This is a genomic window from Adlercreutzia sp. DFI.6.23, from assembly GCF_024462535.1.
Classification (GTDB): domain Bacteria; phylum Actinomycetota; class Coriobacteriia; order Coriobacteriales; family Eggerthellaceae; genus Adlercreutzia; species Adlercreutzia rubneri.
This window is the reverse complement of record NZ_JANGBP010000002.1, coordinates 271,641-292,522: the sequence shown is the minus strand read 5'-3', so window position 1 is coordinate 292,522 and position 20,882 is coordinate 271,641. Positions and strand designations below refer to the sequence as shown.

Here is a 20,882-nt window from a genome sequence, read left to right as displayed (position 1 = left end):
CGAGGGTCCGGTTTTTGTAGGGAAGGAGCAGGACGCCTCATGGTCGAAGGGCAGCGAGATGGGGAAGAGATCCCCGAGCAGGTGACAAGCGAGATCTTCACGGCGGCCAACGTCGTCTCCTTCGTGCGCCTGTGCCTCGTGCCCGTGTACCTGTGGCTGCTGCTCTCCGGCTTCAACCTGGCTGCCACGCTTGTCTTTGCCGCTGCTGCCGCCAGCGACTTCATCGACGGACAGCTGGCCCGGCGCACCCATACGGTATCGAAGTTGGGGCAGATCCTCGATCCGGCGGTGGATCGCATCCTCATGATCACCGGCGTCCTCGGCGTGTTCCTCGTCGGCCGCATTCCCCTGTGGGTGATCGTCGTCGTGGTGCTGCGCGACGCCTACCTGCTCATCGGGGGCGCGTGGCTTCTGTCGCGCTACCGCATCCGCGTGCCCGTCGTCTATCCGGGGAAGTTCGCCACGACGTTTCTGTTTATCGGCTTTGCCGGGCTTCTCTTGAACGCGCCGCTCATCCCCGGTTTGGGCTGGTGCGACATCTCCTGGTTGCCCGGGTTCAACGGCGAGGCCGTCTCCTGGGGCATCTGGTTCATCTACGCGGGGCTCATCCTGTCTCTTGGCGTCACTATCTACTACACCGTGGCGGCGGCGCGCGCCCTGGCCGCCGAGCTGAGACACCGCAAGGAGGCCGCTTCGGAAAGTTCGAGCGCCCATGGCGACGCGTAGGCCCTCCGACGAGCGTCCGAGCAGCGAGGAGCGCCGTGCGCGGGCGCGGGCCGAGCGGCGCATCGTCATGCCTTCGAACCGCGTTTCTCGTCCGAAGGGCACCGTTCGATCGTCCTCTTCCGCAACAGCGCAGTCTTCCTCTGCTCGACCCTCCTCATCCGCATCTCGTCCGTCGGCGCGGGCCGCAACAAGACCGAAGAGCTCTTCGAAGGCAGTAACCCCGCACAGCGGTGGCGCGGCCGCCGGCGCGACGGCGAAGCGCGCTGGCGGCGCGACGACGGCGCGCCGTGCCGCATCTCCGTCGAATCGTTCTCGCGCCACGGTTTCGCAGGCCAAGGCTCCGCGCAACTTCGGCGCCCCGCGAGGCGCGAGTGCGGGCCGTGCCGGAATTGCGAGCCGTCCTGCCGCCAAGCGCCGTTCCCTCGGGCCCCGCATTGCCCTGGCGGCAGTGCTGGCGCTTTTAGCGCTCGTCGGCGGCGCCTGGGCCATCGACGGCGCGGTCAACGGCTCCCGCATCTACGATGGCGTGTCGGTGGGCGCGGTGGATGTCTCCGGCATGACCGAGGAGGAGGCCCGTCGCGCCGTGAGCTCCTTCTACGAGCCTCGCGTTGCCGATGGCCGGGCGCTTATCTTCGCCAGCGAGGAGGCCCGCGACACCCTTGATGTGGAAAGCGAGCTTGCCGAACAGGACGCCCAGGCCGAGCAGCTCTCTTTAGAGGAGGCCCGGGCCAACAAGCAGGTGTGGGTCGCCGAGAGCGGCACGCTGGGCGCGAGGCTTTCCGTGAGCGAGCTGGTCTCCCGCGCCTTCGCCGTGGGCCGAGACGGCGGTCTTGCGGAGCGTATGGAGGCGGCGCGCAACGGCGTTTCCGTCGACGTCGCCCTTTCCTTCGACGAGGAGGCCTTGGAGGCGCTGTGCTCCTCCATCGATGAATCTGCCGGCGAGCCGCGCCTCGATTACGGCATCGCCATCGAGGCGGGCGCGGTGTCGGTCACGGAGGGCCACGGCGGCAAGGCCGTCGACCGCGCCTCGGTGGCCCGTCAGCTCTCCGAGGGCTTTCTCGGCGAGGCACCCGGCAAGGTCGTCATCGTGGCGACGCCCGATGAGGCGGACGTGCGCATCGGCGCCGATGAGGCCGCTCGGGTCGCCGACGAGGTCCAGGCGGCCCTCGATCGGGGCTGCACCTTCTCCTTCGAGCAGACCGAGTGGCCGCTGGGGGCGGCGGATCTGGGCGCGTGGGTGCGCACCCGGGTGGAAGAGCGGGAGGAGGGCTTCGCCCTGGTTCCCTACCTTGACGAGACCGAGGCGGCCTCGGGGCTGCTCGGGCTCATTCGCGACGCGGGCTACACCTCGGCGGCCACGGTGTCGTTCGACGTCGATGGCGGCGAGGTGTGGGTCAGCGCCCGCGAGGGCTCGCGCTATCCCCATACCGCCGATGCGGCAGCGCAGGCCCAAAGCGCCCTGTTCGGCAGTGAGGCGGCCGGCTCCGACACCCCTTCCATCGCCATCCAATGGGGCGAGGCTCCGTCCCGGACTACCTTCGACGAAGCGCTTGAGATGGGCCTTATCGCCCCGATCTCCTCGTTCACGACCGAGTACAACGACAGCCCCGCTACGGCCAATCGACGTCACAACATCCATACGGCGGCCGACTTGCTGAACAATTCCATCGCCCGGGCCGACGGAGGGGAGTGGTCGTTCAACGACACGGTGGGCGAGGCGAACGAGGAGGCGGGCTTCCAGGCGGCGCACGCCATCATCAACGGCGAGTACGACGACGCCATCGGCGGCGGTATCTGCCAGGTGGCCACCACGGTGTTCAATGCGGTCTACGAGGCGGGCTATCCCGTGACCGAGCGGCGCAACCACTCGCTCTACATCTCCAGCTACCCCACGGGCCGCGACGCTGCCATCGCGTACCCCGACCTCGACCTCACATGGGTCAATGACGGCACTTCGGATGTTTTGATGCGCTCGCGCTACACCGATTCCAGCCTAACCGTTACACTGTACGGTATCGATCCGGGCTACGTGGTCTCCACGCAGACCGGCGACTGGGAGACCGGAGAGCCCTTCAAGAAGCGCACCAAAGTCGACGAGAGCGAGCCTGAAGGCACGCGCTATGTCAAGACCGCCGGGGCCGACGGGCGCAGCGTGACTGTGCACCGCACCGTCCGCGACCGCGCGGGCAACGTGCTTCACGAGGAGGATTTCACCTCCAACTACGCTCCCATCGACGAGGTGACCGTCGTGGGGCCGAATACGCCGACACGCGAGAGAGAAGATGCCGATAAGGAAGCTACGGACAAGGAGGAAGCCAGTGTACTTTCAACCGGAGATTGAGACGATGCCCCGCGAGGAGCTGCGCGAACTGCAGCTCGAGCGCATGCGGGAGTCGTTGCGCAACGCCTACGAGAACGTGCCGCTGTACCGCGAGCGCTTCGATGCGGCGGGCGTGACCCCCGACGACCTTGAGAGCCTCGAGGACATCGCCAAGTTCCCCTTCGTGGTGAAGCAGGACATGCGCGACAACTACCCCTTCGGCATGTTCGCCCGCGAGAACGCCGACGTGGCCCGCATCCACGCCTCCTCGGGCACTACGGGCCAGGCGACGGTGGTGGGGCATACCGCCAACGACCTCGCGAACTGGGGCGACTGCTTCGCCCGCGGCATCGCCATGGTGGGCGGTGACGAGAATTCCACCATCCAGGTGTCCTACGGCTACGGCCTGTTCACGGGCGGTCTGGGGGCGCATGCCGGCGGCGAGGCCATGGGCTGCACCGTCATCCCCACCTCGTCGGGCAACACCAAGCGCCAGGTGCAGATGCTCAAGGACTGCAAGACCGATATCCTGGCCTGCACCCCCTCCTACGCCCTGCTCATTGCCGACACGGCCATCGAGATGGGCTATGACCCGGCCACCGAGTTCCAAATCTCCGGCGGTATCTTCGGCGCCGAGCCCTGCTCGGAGAACATGCGCCAGGAGATCGCCGACAAGCTGGGCATCCAGTACTGCGATGTGTACGGCCTCTCCGAGATCATGGGCCCGGGCGTGGCCATGGAATGCGCCGAGCGCGGCGGCCTGCACATCGCCGAGGACCAGTTCTACTGCGAGATCATCGACCCCGAGACGCTGGAAGTCCTTCCTGACGGCGAAGTGGGCGAGCTCGTCATCACGACGCTGACCCGCGAGTGCTCGCCGATGATCCGCTACCGCACCCGCGACGTCACCACCATCAACGCCGAGCCGTGCGCGTGTGGGCGCACCCATCGCAAGATCGGGCGCCTTCTGGGCCGCACCGACGACATGCTCATCATCCGCGGCGTGAACGTGTTCCCGTCCCAGATCGAGCAGGTCATCACCGAGTTCCCGGAGATCGCCACCCAGTATCAGATCATCCTCACCATGAACGGCCCGCTCGACCACGTGGAGCTGCAGGTGGAAACTGAGCCCGACTTCCCGATCGACGAGGTGCGCCGTCTGGAGGATCTGCGCAACCGCCTGGCCGCGGCCCTCAAGAGCAACTTGCAGGTGGCCGTCGACATCAAGTTCGTGGAGCCCAAGACCATCGCGCGCTCCGAGGGCAAGGCCAAGCGCGTCATCGACCTGAGAGGGGAGAACCAGTAATGATTTCGCAGCTCACCGTTTTTCTCGCCAACGAGAAGGGGCGGCTCGCCGCGGCCTGCCGCACGTTGGCCGATGCCGACATCAACATGAAGGCCCTGTTCATCGCCGACACCGCCGATTTCGGCATCGTCCGCATCTTCTGTGACACACCGAAACGCGCGGTGGAGGTGCTGGGGCAGGCGGGCTTCCGCGCCTCGCTCACGCCGGTCATCGCCGTGTCCGTCGAGGATGCTCCCGGCACTTTGGCCGATCTTCTCGGATTCTGCCAAGGGGCCTCGATGAACATCGAGTACGGCTACTGCTTCTGCACCGCTGACGGCAAGGCCGTCGACGTGCTGAAGATCGAGGGCGACGGTGCCGAGGCGGTTCTCGCCGAGGCGGGCTTCGCCGTTCTGGCTCCGGAAGAGGTTTACTGCGTTGACCCTGCTTAGCCCCATCGAAAACGGCAGTGCGCACCAAAGCGGCGCCCGTCTGTCAAGGCGGGCGCTCGGCTTCGCTTTGGCTCTGCTGCTGGCGCTGCCTTTGGGCGCGCCGGCCCGGGCCTTCGCCGACGTGCGCGGCACCGACGAGATCCTGGGCGCCTCCGTCGAGGCGCGCGGGCTGCCGGCGGTTGCCTGTCCGAACGTCACGGCGACCTTCGCGCTGGTTATGGACGACGAGGGCACGGTGCTCTTCTCGCGGGGCGCCCTCGAGCGGTCGCACATCGCCTCCATCACCAAGATCATGACCGCCATCGTCGCGCTGGACTCCGGCGTGCCCCTGGACAGCACGGTGACGGTGAGCCAGGAGGCCGCCTCGGTGGGCGAGTCGTCGGCGAGCCTGTGGGCGGGCGACACGCTCACCCTTGAGGCGGCGCTCGCGGGGCTCATGATCCCCTCGGGCAACGACGCCGCCATCGCCATCGCCGAGACGTTGGGCGAGGGGATGAAGACCGACGATTCGCAGACCGCCAACGAGGCCTTCGTGGCGGCCATGAACGCCAAGGCCGCCGAGCTCGGGATGACCGAGACGCTGTTCTCCAACCCCCATGGGCTCGACATCGGCGCCTACGACAACGAAATGTACAGCTGCGCCCGCGATGTCGCCCTCATGAGCGCCTACGCCATGGGAAACGAGACGTTCCGCTCCATCGTGTCGAAGGAGTCCGCCCAGATCACCGTCACGCGCGCCGACGGCAAGCCCCAGGTCATCGACCTTCAATCCACCGATCGTCTGCTCGGCACCTACGAGGGCGCCTGCGGCATCAAGACCGGCTACACCGAGGCGGCGGGCAACTCCTTCGCCGGCGCGTGCGATCGCGGCGACGGCCTTCTGTACGCCATCGTGCTGGGCTCGCCCTCCGAGGACGCGCGCTTCCAGGACACCGAGACGCTGTTCAACTGGGTCTACGACAACCGCGTGAGCTATGCGCTGGCCCACAGCCCCGAGACCGTGGCCTCTGCAGCTGACGGCGGTGCCGAGGTGCCGCTCATCGCCCGCGTGTCCCACAGCGCGTGGCCGGACCGCACGGTGGCGGCCACCTTCGCCGATCCCTCGGCCGCCGTCGAGGTGTTCGCGCCCGAGGGCAATGTGAGCCAGGAGATCGTCGCCGAGGAGCTGACCGGTTCGGTTGCCGCGGGGGATGTCGTGGGCGTCGCCAACTTCTACCAGGGCAACGAACTTGTCGCCTCCCAGGACCTCATCGCCTGCGAGGATTCGCCGGCCCCCGGTTTTCTCGAGGGCATCGGCATCTGGTGGAACCGGCTGTGGGGCAACGACGCCCCGGCGCCGACCGAGGTCGTCAACGAGACGCCCCTCATCTACAGCAAGTCATCCTCTCGCGAGGATCATCAGTCCGTTGCGGCCATCGCCGCAGGCGTCTCAGACGACGCTCCCGCCGACGGTGCCCCAAGCGGCGCGGGCGCGGGTGCCGCAGACGCCGCCAACGAGTAAGGAGGTGGGCCATGAGCGAGCGCTGCCCCGTTTGTTCCCACGAGATTTCACCGAACGACACCGTGTGTCCCACCTGCGGATTCAAGCTGCTCGGCGCCACGCAGGCCATGCAGCCGCTCGTCATGAGCGAGACGCCGGCCACAACCGTTGAGGAGAGCGCCCCGGCCCGTGCGACGCTCAACGTCGTGCGGGGTCCGCAAGTGGGCATCAGCTTCGTGCTCACAGGCGAGCCCGTCACCATCGGCCGCAGTCCCCAGTGCACGATCTTCCTGAACGACATGACCGTCTCGCGCATGCACGCCACCATCGAGCAGGAGAACGGCTGCTACGTCATCCGCGACGCCAACTCGTTCAACGGCGTGTGGGTGAACAACGATTCCGTGGAGGCCCGTGCGCTGCGTCCGGGCGACTTCATTCAGATCGGCACCTTCTGCATGCAGTACGAGGAGAATTAGGGCCGCGCACGCGACGGCGGGCGCCGAAGGGAGAGGAAGAGACATATGGAGTTGATGAGCGGCAACGAGGCCATCGCCCAGGGAGCCTGGGAGGCGGGCTGCACCATCGGCGTGGCCTACCCGGGCACGCCGTCGACGGAGACGCTGGAGGCCTTCGCCAAGAAGGAGGGCGTCTACGCCGAGTGGTGCGTGAACGAGAAGGTGGCCGTGGAAGTGGGCATCGGGGCCTCGGCCGCCGGCGCGCGGGTGCTCGCCACCATGAAGCACGTGGGCGTGAACGTGGCGGCCGACCCGCTGTTCACGGCCGCCTACACCGGCGTGGGCGGCGGCATGGTCATCTTGGCAGCCGACGACCCGGGCATGTACTCCTCCCAGAACGAGCAGGACTCGCACTACTACGCTCAGGCCGCAGCCATCCCGTGCCTCGATCCGGCCGACTCCGCCGAGGCTTTGCGCTTCACCCGCGAGGCGTACGATATCTCCGAGCGTTTCGACGTGCCGGTGATCATCCGCTCCAGCGTGCGCATCTCCCACACGAAGACGCCCGTCGAGGCGGGGGAGCGCGCCGAGGCGCCGGCGAGGTCCTATGAGAAGAATCCGGCGAAGTGGGTCATGATGCCCGCTTTCGCCAAGCCTCGCCGCCTCGTGCAGCTGGATCGCATCGATAGGCTGCGCCAGTGGGTGGAAACCTGCCCCTACAACGAGGTGAGGGAAGGGAAGGGCGCCATCGGCATCGTCTGCGCCGGCGCGGCCTACCAGCACGTGGCCGAGGCGCTCCCGGACGCGCGCATCTTCAAACTCGGGGTCACCTGGCCCTTTCCCGCGGCCGCGCTGCGCGATTTCGCCGACTCCGTCGAAGCCGTGTACGTCGTGGAGGAGGGCTCGGATTACCTCAAAGACGCCGTGCGGGCCTGCGGGGTGCCGGTGAGCGAGACGCCGTGCCCCCTGCCGCGGGCCGGCGAGCTGTCGCCGGGGCTCGTGCGCGCGGCCTTCGGCCTTGAGCAGCCGCCCCATGCGCCGGCTGCGACCGATCTGCCGGGACGCCCCCCGGCGCTGTGCCCGGGATGCCCGCACCGCCTCGTGTTCAAGGAGCTCTCGAGGATGCGGGCCATCGTGACCGGCGACATCGGCTGCTATACCTTGGGCGCCCTGCCGCCGCTTTCGGCCATGGACACCACGGTGGACATGGGGGCCTCGGTCTCCATGGCCCACGGCTTCGAGCTGGCGCTGGCCGGCACGGAGCATCGTCCCATCGTCGCCGTCATCGGGGACTCCACATTCGCCCATTCGGGGTTGAGCTCGCTCATCTCCACGGTGTACAACCGCGGCGCCGGCACGGTGTGCGTGCTCGACAACCGCACCACCGCCATGACGGGGCGCCAGGGCAACCCCTTCAACGGCGTGACCCTGCAGAACCGGCCCAGCCGCGAGTTGAACATCGAGGCCGTGGTGGCTGCCCTCGGCGTCGAGGATGTGCGCGTGGTCGATCCCAACGATGCCGCCGCCGTGCGACGGGCCCTCAAGGAGGCCACGGGCAGCGACGACATCTCGGTCATCGTGTTCCGCTCGCCCTGCGTGCTGCTCGAGCGCCACGTAGAGCCGCCGCTGTTCGTGAGCGACTCCTGCACGGCCTGCGGCGCCTGCGTCACGTTGGGCTGTCCGGCCCTCGGCCGCGACGAGACGGGCCGTGCGCTCATCGATCCCGCGCTGTGCATCGGCTGCGGCCACTGCACCCAGTACTGCCGCTTCGACGCCATCGTCCAGGAATAGGAGGCCGTTCATGGAAAATGCCACTAAGACGGTGCTTTTGTGCGGTGTGGGCGGCCAGGGAACCATCCTCGCCGCCGATCTGCTCGCCTTCAGCTGCATGAAGGCGAATCTTCAGGTGAAGGTGTCGGAGATCCACGGCATGGCCCAGCGCGGCGGCGCCGTGACCACGGTGGTGCGCGTGGGCGAGGACGTGAAGTCCATGGTATCGGACGCGGGATGCGCCGATGTCGTCGTCGCCTTCGAGACCACCGAGGCCCTGCGCAATCTGCCCCAGCTCAAGGAGGGCGGCTCGCTCATCGTCAACGATGTGGCCATCCGGCCCCTGCCGGTGCTCACCGGTGCCGCCTCGATGCCCGAGAACGCCCGGGAGCGCCTGCGCGAGGCCGGGGCTCTGCTCATCGACGCCGACGCCATCGCGCGGGCGGCCGGCAATGCCAAATGCGCCAACGTGGTGCTCGTGGGGGCCTTGGCCGCACGCCTCGATATTCCCGTCGAGGTATGGGAGGAGACCGTGGCCGAGCGCGTGCCGCAGAAGACCGTCGAGGCGAACCTCGCCGCCCTGCGCGCGGGCCGAGCCGTCATCGAGAACGAGGAGGGAGAATAGCATGACCGTTTCCCAGATCAGCGTATTCGCCAACAGCCGCCCGGGGCACATGAACCGGGTGCTCGACCTCTTCGAGGGCGCCGGCGTTTCCGTGCGCGGCTTCTCCGCCGCCGACACGGGGGAGTACGGCATTCTCCGTTTCATCGTCGATAGGCCCGAGGCGGCCATGGAGGCGCTTAAGGATGCCGGCTGCGCTTGCGTCGTATCCCCGGTCATCTGCCTGAAGCTCGTCGATACGCCCGGCGAGCTCTCGCGGGTCATGGGCGTGCTCGCCAAATGCGGCATCAACGTGGTCTACAGCTATTCCATGATCTCCACCTACATCGTGCTCTCCACAAGCGAGCCGGAGCGCGCCCAGGCGCTTCTGGCCGACGAGCCGGTGGAGCTCATTTCCCAAGAGGACATCGCGCGCATCGTCGCCGAGCGCGCTGCGAAGGAGGCGTAAGGGCGCATGAGCGAGGCAATGGATTCCATCGACGTGACAAAGAAGGGCGCGGCGCTGGCCGCCGCCGAGGCGGGACGGTTCGACGCCCTGCCCATTTACAAGCCCGAGATCGAGTGCGCCTCCCGCGAGGACATCCGCGCCCTCCAGCTGGAGAAGCTGAAAGAGACCGTGGCCTACGCCTACGAGCGCGTGCCCTACTACCGTCAGAAGCTGGACGAGATGGGCGTGGCGCCGAGCGACATCCAGACGCTCGAGGACGTGCGCAAGCTCCCCTTCACCGATAAGGCCGTGCTGCGCGAGACCTTCCCCTTTGGCCTGTTCGCGGTGCCGCTGGACGACATCCGCGAGCTGCACTCCTCGTCGGGTACCACGGGAAAGCCGGTGGTGGTGGGCTACACCGACGACGACATGGACATGTGGAGCGAGTGCATCGCCCGCCTCGTGCAGATGGCCGGCGTCGTGCCCGGGGACATCGCCCAGATGGCCTTCGGCTACGGCATGTTCACCGGCGGCTTCGGCCTGCACTACGGGCTGCAGCGTCTGGGCTGCGCCATGATTCCCGCCGGCTCGGGCAACACCGAGCGCCATATCCAGATGATCGAGGACTACGGCACCACCGTGCTCGTGGCCACGCCTTCCTACGCCATGCACATCTGCGAGGTGGGGGAGAAGATGGGCTACGATTGGGAGAAGTCGCCTTTGCGCGTGGGCCTTTTCGGCGGCGAGCCCTGCCCGCCGGGCCTGAAAGCCGAGATCGAGCGGCGCATGCACATCGTCTGCACCGACAACTACGGCCTCACCGAGGTTATGGGGCCGGGGGTGTCCGGCGAGTGTCTGGCCGAGCGCTACCAGCAGCACATCGCCGAGGATCATTTCCTGTGGGAGGTCATCGATCCGGAAACCGGCGAGCCGGTGGGCGAGGGCGAGATGGGGGAGCTCGTGCTCACGCCCCTTTGCAAGCAGGGCATTCCGGTGCTGCGCTACCGCACCCACGACTTGACCGCCGTGCACACCGAGCCCTGCGCCTGCGGCCGTACGCTGGCCCGCATGGACAAGGTGCGCTCCCGCTCCGACGACATGCTCATCATCCGCGGCACCAACGTGTTCCCCTCGCAGATCGAGGACGTGCTCACGGGCATCGAGGAGGTCACGCCCCATTACCATATCATCGTGGAGACCCGCGGCGGCATGGACGCGCTCATCGTGGAGACCGAGCTGCGCCCCGAGGCCTTCCGCGACTCCTTCGAGGCCATGGACGCCCTGCGCGCCCGTATCGCCGAGAAGCTCAAGGGCACGCTGCTCGTGGCGCCGGAGGTGCGCCTGGTGGAACCCGGCGGCATCGAGCGCGCCATCGGCAAGGCCAAGCACGTCGACGACCGGCGCGAGAAGTAGCCCGGTTTTAAGACTGCGCCGGAAAGGTTTCATTGGCTATGACGGAAAGCGGAGCGACAGAGGCGACACCCGTTGTCGGCCGCTTCGCGCCGTCGCCGACCGGGCGCATGCACGCGGGCAACATCTACGCAGCGCTCATCGCATGGCTCGTGGCGAAGTCCCAGGGCGGGCACATGGTACTGCGTATCGAGGATCTCGACCGCGAGCGCTCGAAGAGCGTCTACATCGACCAGATCCAGCGTGATTTCGAGACCCTGGGACTCTTCTGGGACGAGGGGCCGTACTTCCAGCATGATCGCGACGAGGCCTATGCCGAGGCATTCGGGCGCCTTGAAGCCCGGGGGCTTTTGTACCCGTGCTTCTGCACGCGGGCCGACCTTCACGCCGCCTCGGCGCCCCACCGGGGCGAGAAGCTCGTCTATGCCGGCACCTGCCGCCATCTGTCGGACGCGGAGGTGGAGGCGCGCTGGGCAGCGGGACGCACGCCGGGCTGGAGAGTTGCCGTGGACAGCCGCACGATCGCCTTCGAAGACCTCGTTCAGGGAACCTACGCGCAAAAGCTCGACCGCGACTGCGGCGACTTCCTCATACGCCGCTCCGACGGCGCGTTCGCCTATCAGCTGGCAGTGGTGGTGGACGATGCCGCCCAGGGCGTCAATTCGGTCGTGCGCGGCGTCGATCTGCTTTGCTCCACGCCGCAGCAGCGCTACCTCCAGGATCTTCTCGGGCTGCCGCACCCCGCCTATGCGCACGTTCCGCTGCTTGTGGCCGAGCAGAACCGGCGCCTCTCGAAACGCGATCGGGACGCGGCCTTAGACGAGCTGCTGGCCCGGTTCGGAAGTCCGCGAGCCGTCATCGGACATATCGCGGCGGTGGCGGGACTTGTTCCCGAAGAGGCGCCGACGACGCCGGAAGAGCTGCTGAAGGACTTCTCGCTGGAGGGTTTTCGCGACGGACTGCCCGATCTCGTGCAGATTCCCTGGCGCTCCTAAAGCAGGAGGGCGGCGGCGTAGAATGCGCCCAGAGCCACGTTCACGCTGCAGATCTGGCCCATGGCGCCGATACGCGTGGGCGCCGCGAGCGGATTTTTCCACAGGCCCATCATGAGGGGGTAGCAGCCGAGCGCCAAGAAGGGGAGCACGACGATGCCCCGGGGGAACCAGATGGCGACGATGGCGAGGATGGCGAGAACCCAAACGACCATGAGGGCATGGTAGAGGGCGCGCGCCCTTTCGCGGCCCAGCAGCACCGGCAGCGTGCGGCGGGAGGCCTCGATGTCCTTTTCGATATCGCAGGTGTTGTTCGTCATCATGATGAGGCCCACGCCGATGATCGTGGGCGTGGCCCAAAGGAGCGCCATGAACGTGAACGTGCCCGAGAGTACCTGGTAGCTTGCCAGCGGAATAAGACCGCCCATAACGATGCCGCTCACCGCCTCGCCGACGGGAAGGTAGGAGAGAGGCGTCTTGCCTCCGGAGTACATCACGACGATGACGGCTCCGATAAGCGCGATGACGAGGGGGACAGGACCCGCTTTCCAAATAACGTACAGGCCGAGCAGGAAGGCCACGGTCAGAAAGCCGATGGCCAGCCCGAGGGCCGAGCGCGGATTGACGTCGTTGTAGACGAGCACCGAGTCTGAGGCCTCCACGTTGTCCTCGGCTGTATCGGTTCCCTTGATGAAGTCGAAGTAGTCGTTGAAGGTGTTCACGGACGCCTGCATGAGGATGCAGATGAGGAGCAGAAGCCACGCCATGCCCACGTCCAGCGACCCGGTGTTGGCCAAGGCGCAGGCGGCGGCCACGAGCACGGGCATGATGGCCGCCGGCCAGGTATGGGGCGCGGCCAGTTGAAGAGCGAGGCGAGGGGAGAGGGGAGTCGTCGCTCCCCCGCTGTTCGTTTTTGTATGGGAACCCATGTTCGATTTCTCTTTTCGTCGCGAGAAGCATTGTCGATTACCTGGCATTATAGAAGAAGGGCGCCCCAATGGAGCGCCCTTCAAAGGGTTTGCGCGTTGACGGCGCGTTTAGTTGGTCATCAGCGCGGCCGCGATGTCGCCCGAGGTGGACGAGGCCGGCTCCCAGGTTCCGTCGACCTTGGTGTAGGTGATGGTGATGGGCTGGGTGGCCGCCAGCTCGACGCCGTCGAGGGAGCCGATGACGATCTCGCCGATCTTCTGGTTGATCTCGTCGTTGGAGAGAGCGGCAAGAGCATCGGGATCGGCGGTGACCTCGTCCACGGCCGTCTGCAGCGCCTGCAGGTAGCCGGTATAGCTCTTGCAAGTAAGGGTGATCTGGGCCGTGGCGCTGTCGCCGTCGACATTGATCGAGTCGATCGCGTAATCGAAGCCGCTCAGGTAGGACTTCATGAACTCGACGCCGTCGATGCCGTAGACCGAAAGCTGGCTCATGTCGATGGACTCGGAGAACTCGTTGACGAACGCGTCGTCGATGTTTTTGATGCTGTCCAGTTCGGACGCGAGCGATGCGCGGATGGCGTCTTCATCGCTCGTGCCGCCCGAGCAACCGGCCAACCCGACCATTCCAATGGAAAGCGTCAAAAGAGCAGCGAGAACCACTAGAAAACCCTGTATAGTTGATCGTGATTTCGATTTTACATAATCCATATTATCAGCCTTTCTTGTCAATCTTTTCAGAAGCCCTCCAACTTGAAACATTTTACCGTATATGGAAGGTGTTTAGCCCCAGGCATTGCCGCTGCCGCCGGATGGCTGCGCGGTGATGGTGGCGCCCTCGCCGAGGATCGAGGTGAAGTCTCCCGTTTGCATGGCCTCCATGAGCACGGGCATCATGAGCGCGATGCCGACGATGTTGACGATGAGCGCAATGGCGCTGATGGCGAGACCCCAGATAAGCGTCTGGCGTACCGTGGCGGCATAGACCTTCTGGCGACCATCGACATCGTCTATCACGTGCTTGATCTTAACGAAGCCGACAATGGCGCAGACGAGGCCCACCGTGCTCAGCATCACGCCGCCGATGATGAAGGAGACTGGACCTGCAATGGCGGCTACCGTCGAGAGCGTGCGGGCGGATTTCAGGTCGGCGTCGATGAGCGCCCGTCTCTGATCCTGCGAGGGCTCCGTCGACGGCTCGGGTCGCTGGGGATTTTCGGGAGTCGTCTCCGGAGCTCCCAGCTGCTGGGGCTCGGGCGTTTCTTCGGGTTTCGAATCGCGGTGATCGGTCATAAAGGACACTCTTTCTAGGAAAGGCCGCTGCTTCCGAAGCCCTGCGCTCCGCGCGAGCTCTCGGGAAGCTCATAAGTGTTATGTAAAGTAATGGTGGGGGTAGCGATGATCACGAGTTGGGCGATGCGCTCGCCCTTTTCGTAATTGAACACCTCCGTTGGATCGAGATTGATGAGCGGCACCTTGATCTCCCCCCGGTAGCCGCTGTCTATGAGGCCCGGGGCGTTCACGATGGAGATGCCCTGTCGTGCCGCCAGGCCGCTTCGGGGAATGATGAGCCCCGCATAGCCCTCGGGAACGGCCAAGGCGATACCGCAGGGCACGAGTGCCCGCTCGAAGGGCAAAAGCGTGCCGCCCTCGGCGGCGCGCAAATCGAGACCCGCATCGCCCGGACGGGCGTAGGCGGGCGCTTCCAGGGTCTCGTCGAGCTGCTTGAAAAGAACGTCCATGGATCAGCCCAGCTCTTTCAGGGCCTCGGAGAACTCCTCCACATTCTGGAAATCCTTGTAGACGCTGGCGAAGCGAATATAGGCAACGTCATCCAGAGTGGCCAGACGGGCCAGTACCAAATCGCCCAAATCGCGCGATTTGATCTCGTTGCGCTGACTCGATCGCAATTCCGCCTCGATGCTCGTGATGAGTCCGTCGATCTTCTCGGGCGTGATGGGACGTTTCGCGCAGGCGATGAGCAATCCTCGCATGAGCTTCTCGCGGTTGAAGACCTCCGATGAACCGTCGGCCTTGATGACGAGAATGGGATTTTCGGCGAGCCGCTCGTAGGTGGTGAATCGCGTGCCGCACTGCAGGCATTCGCGACGGCGCCGGATAGAGGCGCCGTCGTCGGCCGATCGCGAGTCGACGACTTTCGATTCCTGATAGCCACAGGAAGGACAGCGCATAGGTTCTCCTTCTCACTTTGATAAGTTGATTGCTTATCATACCCTATCAGACCTAATGCGCTCCCCTCTTCAAAACATTGCTACCTTCGCGACACTCGCCCCCGACGCTCTAGGCGAAGAAGATGAGAAATGACGCGATGGTGCTGAGCGTGAAGGCTATGGAAAATTCGATGCGTGCCATTTTTTACTCCTGACCTCTTGCGTAGAACCTTTGTTCGCAGTTATAATAGAGCGAACAAAGGTTCACGTCAAGAGATTTTTCAAACAAATGTACGCTTTTGTGAAAGGATGCGCTATGACCCAGAAAGTGACCAAGCGGCAACAGGCGGTTCTCGACTGCATCGAAGCGTGCATTCGCGAGAAGGGCTACGGCCCTACCGTGCGCGAGGTGTGCCAGAGTTTGGGACTCTCCTCCCCTTCCACCGTCCATGTCCATTTGAAGGCGCTTGAAGACAAGGGCTTCATCAAGCGCGACCCCCTTAAATCCCGCTCCATCGCGCTTACCTATCCCATTGAGGAGGTTCCCTCCCCTGTCACGGCCTTCGCGGCCGCCTACAGCAAGCTCGTCAATGTGCCCTTGGTGGGCAACGTGGCCGCCGGCTCCCCTATTCTCGCCGAGGAGAACATCACCGATACCATCACGCTGCCCACGGACATCGTCGGCGATGCCCCCTCCTTCATGCTCTCGGTGCGCGGCGAGTCCATGATCGAGGCCGGCATTAACGATGGCGACTACGTGGTTGTGAAAGAGCAGCCGGTGGCCAACAACGGCGATATCGTCGTGGCCATCATCGACGACGGCGCCACCGTCAAGCGCTTCTTCCGCGAGGCCGACCATATCCGCCTGCAGCCGGAGAACTCGACGATGGATCCCATCATCACCACGGACTGCTCCATTGCCGGCAAGGTGGTGGCCGTGTTTCGGCGCCTGTAGCGCCTTCGCCGCGCCGATAGGCCGCGAGTCCTCCCCTTTCGGTCAATCAAGAGCGCCCCTGCTCCGGATGCGAGGATCCGGAGCAGGGGCGCTCTTTCGTTTCTGGAGCGGTGGTTTCCTCAAGCGTCGTCGTCCGAGACAAGGTAAGGGGAGAACGCGCTGACGAAGGCAGGGGCCGCGAGCAGCTGCAGGCGCGTGCCCGTGGCCTCGTGGCTCTCGGAGATGATGTGGCAGCGCTCGTGGGCCAGCGATACCAAATCCCCCCGTTGGTACGGCACGAGCACGTCCAGCTTGGCGTCGGCGGACGAGGCGGCCTGGGCGATGGCGCCCACGAGTTCCTCTATGCCCTCTCCAGAGCGGGCGGACACGAACCGGGCGCTCGGATAACGCCTTTTAAGGCCAGCCAGCGTCTCGGCGTCCAGCAGATCGCATTTGTTGAAAGTGGCGATCGTGGGAATGCTCTGGGCCCCTATCTGGTCGAGCACCTCGCACACGGCCTCGATCTGCCCCTCGAACTCCGGCGAGGAGGCGTCGATCACGTGCAGGATGAGGTCGGCTCCGGTGATTTCGTCGAGCGTCGACTTGAAGGCCTCGACCAGCGTGGTGGGCAGCTTTTGGATGAAGCCGACGGTGTCGGTGACAGTGACCTCGCGGCCCTCGGGCAGCTCGAACTTGCGGGTGGTGGAGTCCAGCGTGGCGAAGAGCTTGTCGTAGCTGAGCACATCGGCCCCGGTGAGCCGGTTGATGAGCGAGCTTTTCCCGGCGTTGGTGTAACCGGCCAGCGCCACTTTGAACATGCCGCTGCCGTACCGGCTCTCCCGCTGCAGCGAGCGCACGTCGGACAGGCGCTCAAGCTCGCGGCGAATGCTCGTGATGCGCTTGCGCACCATGCGGCGGTCCACCTCAAGCTGGCTTTCGCCCTCGCCGAAGCGGGATCCCACACCGCCTCCCATGCGGTTCGAGGCGAGGTGGGCCCACATGCCGCGCAGGCGCGGGTACAGGTACTGGTTTTGGGCGAGGCGCACCTGCAGGCGCCCCTCCTTGGAGGTGGCGTGCAGAGCGAAGATGTCCAGAATGAGGGCCGTGCGGTCGATAACCTTCACGGACTTGTCCATGACCTTCTCCAGATTGGCCTGCTGGGAAGGTGTCAGCTCGTCGTCGAAGATGACGAGGTCGGCCTCGCGCGACCGTGCCAGCTCGGCGATCTCGTCGGCCTTGCCCGTGCCGACAAAGGTGCGCGGGTTGGGCGCGTCCAAGCGCTGGGTCGTCGTGGCTACCACATCGGCTCCGGCCGTATCGGCCAGACGTTCCAGCTCGGCCAGGGAAGATTCCAAGGGCCACGGCAGCCCCGGGCGCTCGATGCCCACGAGAACGGCGCGCTCTCGACGCTCCTCGGCCTTGGTGGCCGGGCCCTTTTGGATGACGGATTCGTATTCGGTCATAGCATGCTCCTTTGCTTCAAGTAACGACGGGACCCCATGAGGGGAAGGCGGTGCAAGTGGTCGTTACAGGCGCATGAGCATCACTCCTTAATCGTGGCGCGGCGTTGCGCCGGGGAAACGGGGGCTATCATAGCACAACAGCAGCATCGGAAAAGCTCACGGCAGCACAATGGTTCCCGAGAAGCTCTCCGTTGCCGGCCCCGTCATGGATATCGTGCCATCCTCGTTCCAGCAGATGTGCAGTAGACCGCCGCTCAACATAAGATCGTTCTCCCTGCCGGCCCGGCCAGTGAGGCAGGCAGCCGTGTTGGTGGCGCAGGCGCCGGTGCCGCAGGCCAAGGTCTCTCCGCAGCCCCTCTCCCACACGCGCATGGCGATGCCCTCATCGGTGACGGAGGCGAACTCGACGTTGGTTTTCTCGGGAAATGCGGGATGCGTCTCGAAGAAGGGGCCGGGAAGATCGATGCGCAGGGTCGAGAGGGATTTCTCCGCACCTGCGGGGAACAGCTCGTCGGGCAAGGCCGCCCAATCGTCCACGAGGCAGACGGCGTGGGGGTTTCCCATGGAGACGCAGGCGAATTCGAAGGCTCCCCACGGCGAATCGAGGCGCAGATGCCCCACATAGGGCGTACCGTCGGCCATGCGGGAGTCCGGCGCGGCGTCGACGGGCACGAGCGCGGGATCCAAGATGGGCGCGCCCATGTTCACGGTCGCCTCGGTCATCTTTCCCCCCGCATCCACGGAAAAGGCGATGGGGCGCGGACCGGCCAGGGTGTCGGCCAGAAGATGTCCCGAGGCAACGTCCGCCAGCTCGCGATCGACGAGGTACTTGGCGAAGCAGCGTACGCCGTTGCCGCACATTTGGGCCAAGGTGCCGTCGGCGTTGATGTAGTGCATGTAGCCGTCTCCCTCTTCCGAGGTTGCCGGCCGCACGAGGATGACGCCGTCGGCGCCGATGCCGAAGTGGCGGTCGCACAGATACGACACCTGGGCATCGGTCAGACTGAGAGCGCGGTCTCGATCGTCAATGAAGACGAAATCGTTGCCGAGACCGTGCAATTTGGCGAAGGACAACTCCATGGGACGCTCCTTTGAGGCGGCGATTGAGGGGGCGGAAGCTCTCCTCGACGACCCGGAAGGGTCGCTTCAACCATGGTAGGCGTCCAATGTTTCCAACTGGGAAAGAATCTCGGCGGCCACGGCTTCGGCATCGCCGGCATCGGCGTTCACCCAGTGGATGCGCCTGTCGCGACGGAACCACGTGCGTTGGCGCTTGCCGTAGCGGCGCGTGGCCGTCTTGATGGCCTTCACGGCCTCCTCCAGCGTGGTGTTCCCATCCAGCGCCTCGACGATCTCCTTGTATCCGATGGCCTGGGGCGCCGTGACGCCGTCGCGGAATCCGGCGGTCAGCAGGCCCCGCACCTCGTCGACGAGTCCTGCGGCCACCATGGCATCGACCCGGGCGTCGATGCGCTCGTTCAGGATGGCCGGCTCCATGGCCAGCCCGAATTGCACGGCTGGAACGAAGGGCGCCACGGTGGCGAGCCGCTGTTTCTGCTCGGCGTAGCTGGCGCCCTCCTCCAAAAGCTCGAAGGCGCGCACGACGCGCCGCACGTTGTTGGGGTGGATGACGGCGGCGCTTGCGGGATCGCGCGCTTCCAGCGCCTCCCACAGGGCCTGGTTGCCGTGTTCCTCCGCGTAGGCGGTCCAGCGTTCGCGGACGGGGTTTTCCACCTGGTCGCCCTTGGGGAAGACGAAGTCGTCGATGGCCGCCTGCACGTACTGGCCGGTGCCGCCGCAGAGCACCGCTCTCTTGCCGCGGGCGTCTATATCGCGAAAGCAGCGCCGGGCGAACGCCTGGAACAGGGCCGCCGAGTAGGGCTCGCCGGGATCAACGAGATCGAAGCCGTGATGGGGCACGCGGCGCTCAGATGCGGGAAGCTTGCCCGTGCCGATGTCCATGCCTCGGTAGATCTGCATGGAATCGGCGCTCACCACTTCCCCGCCGAGGCGCTCGCCGACAATTTGGGCTGCGTCGGTCTTGCCCGAGGCCGTGGGCCCCACGATGGCGATGACAGGTGCAGAAAGCTCAAGCATGGGCGATCGTGCCCGAGAGATACCAGGTGCGGGCTTCCTCGATGGTCACGGGCACGATGCGCCCCACCAAAGACGCCGCCTCCGTGCCGGAGGGCACCGGAGCGTGAACGGTCTGGTTCTTCGGGCTCTTGCCGGCCAGGATGGAATCGTCGCGCTTGGACGTGCCCTCGACCAGCACGGGCACCGTGGCGCCGAGCTCCGCCTGGTTCGCCTCGAAGGCCTTGCGCTGGACGAGATCCACGAGCCGATCGAAGCGCTCCTGGATGACCTCGCGGGGCGTGTCGTCGTCCATCTCCGCAGCAGGCGTCCCCTCGCGCTTGGAGTAAATAAACGTGAACACCTGGCTGTAGCCGACTTCCTCCACGAGGCGATAGGTGTCCATGAAGTCCTCTTCGGTCTCGCCGGGGAATCCCACGATGATGTCCGTGGACAGAGCGATGTCGGGACGGGCGCGGCGAAGCTTCTCGATAAGGCCGAGGTAGTGCTCGCGGGTGTAGCGGCGGTTCATGGCCGAGAGGATGCGGTTCGAGCCCGACTGCACGGGAAGGTGCAGCGCCGGCATGAGCGAGGGCAGCGTGGCGAACAGCCCGATGACCTCGTCGGTGAGATCCTTCGGATGGCTCGTCGCGAAGCGGAGCCGCTCGATGCCCGCGGCATCCACGGCCCGAAGGACATCCGCGAACCGCGGCTCGCCGTAAAGGTCGCGCCCGTAGGAGTTCACGTTCTGCCCCAGCAGCGTGATCTCCTTGACGCCCGCTTCCACATAGGAGCGCGCCTCGGCGGCGATGTCGTCCAAGGGCCGCGACTTCTCGCGCCCGCGGACGTAGGGCACGATGCAGTAGGAGCAGAAATTGTTGCATCCCACGGTGATGGGCAGCCATGCCGCCCAGTCGTGCTCGCGCACCGTGGGCAGGGCGGAGGAGAACTCCGCTCCCCCCTCGATCACCTCGGCGGCGCGGCCGTGCTGCTCGATGGCGCGTCGGAGAAGCCCCGGCAGAGAGCCCAGATTGTGAGTGCCGAAAACCACATCGAGATGGGGAAGCGCCGCAAGCAGCTTGTCGCCGTCGCGCTGGCCGATGCAGCCGCCTACGGCGATGTAGCGCTTGTCGAGGGTCGTGCCGTCGCGCAAGGGGATGTTCTTCATGGAGGCGACCTGCCCGTAGAGCCTCGTGTCGGCAGCCTCGCGGACGCAGCACGTCATGAACACGACGATGTCCGCCTCCTCGATGGTTTCGACGGGCAGCGAGCCCAGGCCCTCCAGCATGCCGGCGACCCGCTCGGAATCGTGCTTGTTCATCTGGCAGCCGAAGGTGTGGATGCAGAAACGAGTTCCCTCGAAGACGTTGCTCATA

The 20,882-nt window shown here is 65.7% G+C and carries 21 protein-coding genes; 12 read left to right on the top strand and 9 right to left on the bottom strand.

From position 1 onward, the window contains the following. Positions 1-39: 39 nt before the first annotated feature. From NE591_RS03040 to gluQRS, 11 genes are read left to right on the top strand one after another with little or no spacing between them, the layout of a single operon-like run. Complete coding sequence (locus NE591_RS03040) at positions 40-726, top strand: CDP-alcohol phosphatidyltransferase family protein (RefSeq protein ID WP_157011588.1); 687 nt, start codon at positions 40-42, stop codon at positions 724-726. Then, positions 713-3,067: a VanW family protein gene (locus NE591_RS03035; protein ID WP_157011590.1), complete on the top strand. Its 2,355-nt coding sequence runs from the start codon at positions 713-715 to the stop codon at positions 3,065-3,067. The genes NE591_RS03040 and NE591_RS03035 overlap by 14 nt, the downstream gene beginning before the upstream one ends. Next, the gene (locus NE591_RS03030; protein ID WP_227069518.1) at positions 3,045-4,352 is read left to right on the top strand and encodes a phenylacetate--CoA ligase family protein; all 1,308 of its coding nucleotides are present in this window, start codon (positions 3,045-3,047) and stop codon (positions 4,350-4,352) included. The genes NE591_RS03035 and NE591_RS03030 overlap by 23 nt, the downstream gene beginning before the upstream one ends. Further along, positions 4,352-4,783 carry a hypothetical protein gene (locus NE591_RS03025; RefSeq protein ID WP_022739888.1) on the top strand — a complete coding sequence of 144 codons (432 nt, stop codon included), beginning with the start codon at positions 4,352-4,354 and terminating at the stop codon, positions 4,781-4,783. The genes NE591_RS03030 and NE591_RS03025 overlap by 1 nt, the downstream gene beginning before the upstream one ends. Next, positions 4,770-6,284 (top strand): D-alanyl-D-alanine carboxypeptidase family protein, encoded by a 1,515-nt coding sequence (locus tag NE591_RS03020; RefSeq protein ID WP_256156311.1) that lies wholly within the window; start codon positions 4,770-4,772, stop codon positions 6,282-6,284. Before NE591_RS03025 ends, NE591_RS03020 begins: the two co-directional genes overlap by 14 nt. Before the next feature lie 11 nt (positions 6,285-6,295). Then, entirely contained in the window at positions 6,296-6,739 is a 444-nt protein-coding gene (locus NE591_RS03015) for an FHA domain-containing protein (RefSeq protein WP_117283997.1), read from the top strand. Between the two features lie 45 nt (positions 6,740-6,784). Further along, positions 6,785-8,509 carry a thiamine pyrophosphate-dependent enzyme gene (locus tag NE591_RS03010; protein ID WP_256156310.1) on the top strand — a complete coding sequence of 575 codons (1,725 nt, stop codon included), beginning with the start codon at positions 6,785-6,787 and terminating at the stop codon, positions 8,507-8,509. 10 nt (positions 8,510-8,519) lie between these two features. Beyond that, positions 8,520-9,113: an indolepyruvate oxidoreductase subunit beta gene (locus tag NE591_RS03005; RefSeq protein ID WP_157011601.1), complete on the top strand. Its 594-nt coding sequence runs from the start codon at positions 8,520-8,522 to the stop codon at positions 9,111-9,113. 1 nt (position 9,114) lies between these two features. After that, positions 9,115-9,558: an amino acid-binding protein gene (locus tag NE591_RS03000; RefSeq protein ID WP_114548358.1), complete on the top strand. Its 444-nt coding sequence runs from the start codon at positions 9,115-9,117 to the stop codon at positions 9,556-9,558. A gap of 6 nt (positions 9,559-9,564) precedes the next feature. Next, positions 9,565-10,950, top strand: coding sequence for a phenylacetate--CoA ligase family protein (locus NE591_RS02995; protein ID WP_227069521.1), 1,386 nt, complete (start codon positions 9,565-9,567; stop codon positions 10,948-10,950). A 38-nt stretch (positions 10,951-10,988) separates the two neighbouring features. After that, the gene (gene gluQRS, locus NE591_RS02990; RefSeq protein ID WP_227069522.1) at positions 10,989-11,942 is read left to right on the top strand and encodes a tRNA glutamyl-Q(34) synthetase GluQRS; all 954 of its coding nucleotides are present in this window, start codon (positions 10,989-10,991) and stop codon (positions 11,940-11,942) included. Here the strand turns inward: gluQRS and NE591_RS02985 are convergent. The 5 genes from NE591_RS02985 to nrdR all read right to left on the bottom strand — a co-directional run bounded on the left by NE591_RS02985 (position 11,939) and on the right by nrdR (position 15,057). Then, on the bottom strand, positions 11,939-12,868 hold the full coding sequence (locus tag NE591_RS02985; protein WP_157011605.1) for a prenyltransferase: 930 nt from the start codon (positions 12,866-12,868) through the stop codon (positions 11,939-11,941). The genes gluQRS and NE591_RS02985 overlap by 4 nt on opposite strands. 108 nt (positions 12,869-12,976) lie before the next feature. Continuing rightward, positions 12,977-13,528 (bottom strand): hypothetical protein, encoded by a 552-nt coding sequence (locus NE591_RS02980; protein ID WP_147270627.1) that lies wholly within the window; start codon positions 13,526-13,528, stop codon positions 12,977-12,979. A gap of 120 nt (positions 13,529-13,648) precedes the next feature. Beyond that, entirely contained in the window at positions 13,649-14,158 is a 510-nt protein-coding gene (locus tag NE591_RS02975; protein ID WP_114548354.1) for a hypothetical protein, read from the bottom strand. A gap of 14 nt (positions 14,159-14,172) precedes the next feature. After that, positions 14,173-14,607 carry a dUTP diphosphatase gene (gene dut, locus NE591_RS02970; protein WP_157011607.1) on the bottom strand — a complete coding sequence of 145 codons (435 nt, stop codon included), beginning with the start codon at positions 14,605-14,607 and terminating at the stop codon, positions 14,173-14,175. 3 nt (positions 14,608-14,610) lie between these two features. After that, positions 14,611-15,057 (bottom strand): transcriptional regulator NrdR, encoded by a 447-nt coding sequence (nrdR, locus tag NE591_RS02965; protein WP_114539067.1) that lies wholly within the window; start codon positions 15,055-15,057, stop codon positions 14,611-14,613. 295 nt (positions 15,058-15,352) lie between these two features. On the opposite strand from nrdR, the gene lexA reads away from it, so the two are divergent. Continuing rightward, a complete protein-coding gene (lexA, locus tag NE591_RS02960; RefSeq protein ID WP_022739910.1) occupies positions 15,353-15,991 on the top strand; it encodes a transcriptional repressor LexA in 639 nt (212 codons plus the stop codon). A 119-nt stretch (positions 15,992-16,110) separates the two neighbouring features. Here lexA and hflX read toward each other — a convergent pair whose 3' ends face one another. The 4 genes from hflX to miaB form a co-directional block, all read right to left on the bottom strand. Further along, positions 16,111-17,433, bottom strand: coding sequence for a GTPase HflX (hflX, locus tag NE591_RS02955; protein ID WP_256156309.1), 1,323 nt, complete (start codon positions 17,431-17,433; stop codon positions 16,111-16,113). 156 nt (positions 17,434-17,589) lie between these two features. After that, complete coding sequence (dapF, locus tag NE591_RS02950) at positions 17,590-18,513, bottom strand: diaminopimelate epimerase (RefSeq protein WP_022739912.1); 924 nt, start codon at positions 18,511-18,513, stop codon at positions 17,590-17,592. A 66-nt stretch (positions 18,514-18,579) separates the two neighbouring features. Continuing rightward, complete coding sequence (miaA, locus tag NE591_RS02945; protein WP_256156308.1) at positions 18,580-19,530, bottom strand: tRNA (adenosine(37)-N6)-dimethylallyltransferase MiaA; 951 nt, start codon at positions 19,528-19,530, stop codon at positions 18,580-18,582. Then, complete coding sequence (gene miaB / locus NE591_RS02940; protein WP_256156307.1) at positions 19,523-20,881, bottom strand: tRNA (N6-isopentenyl adenosine(37)-C2)-methylthiotransferase MiaB; 1,359 nt, start codon at positions 20,879-20,881, stop codon at positions 19,523-19,525. Before miaB ends, miaA begins: the two co-directional genes overlap by 8 nt. Between the last annotated feature and the right edge of the window lies 1 nt (position 20,882).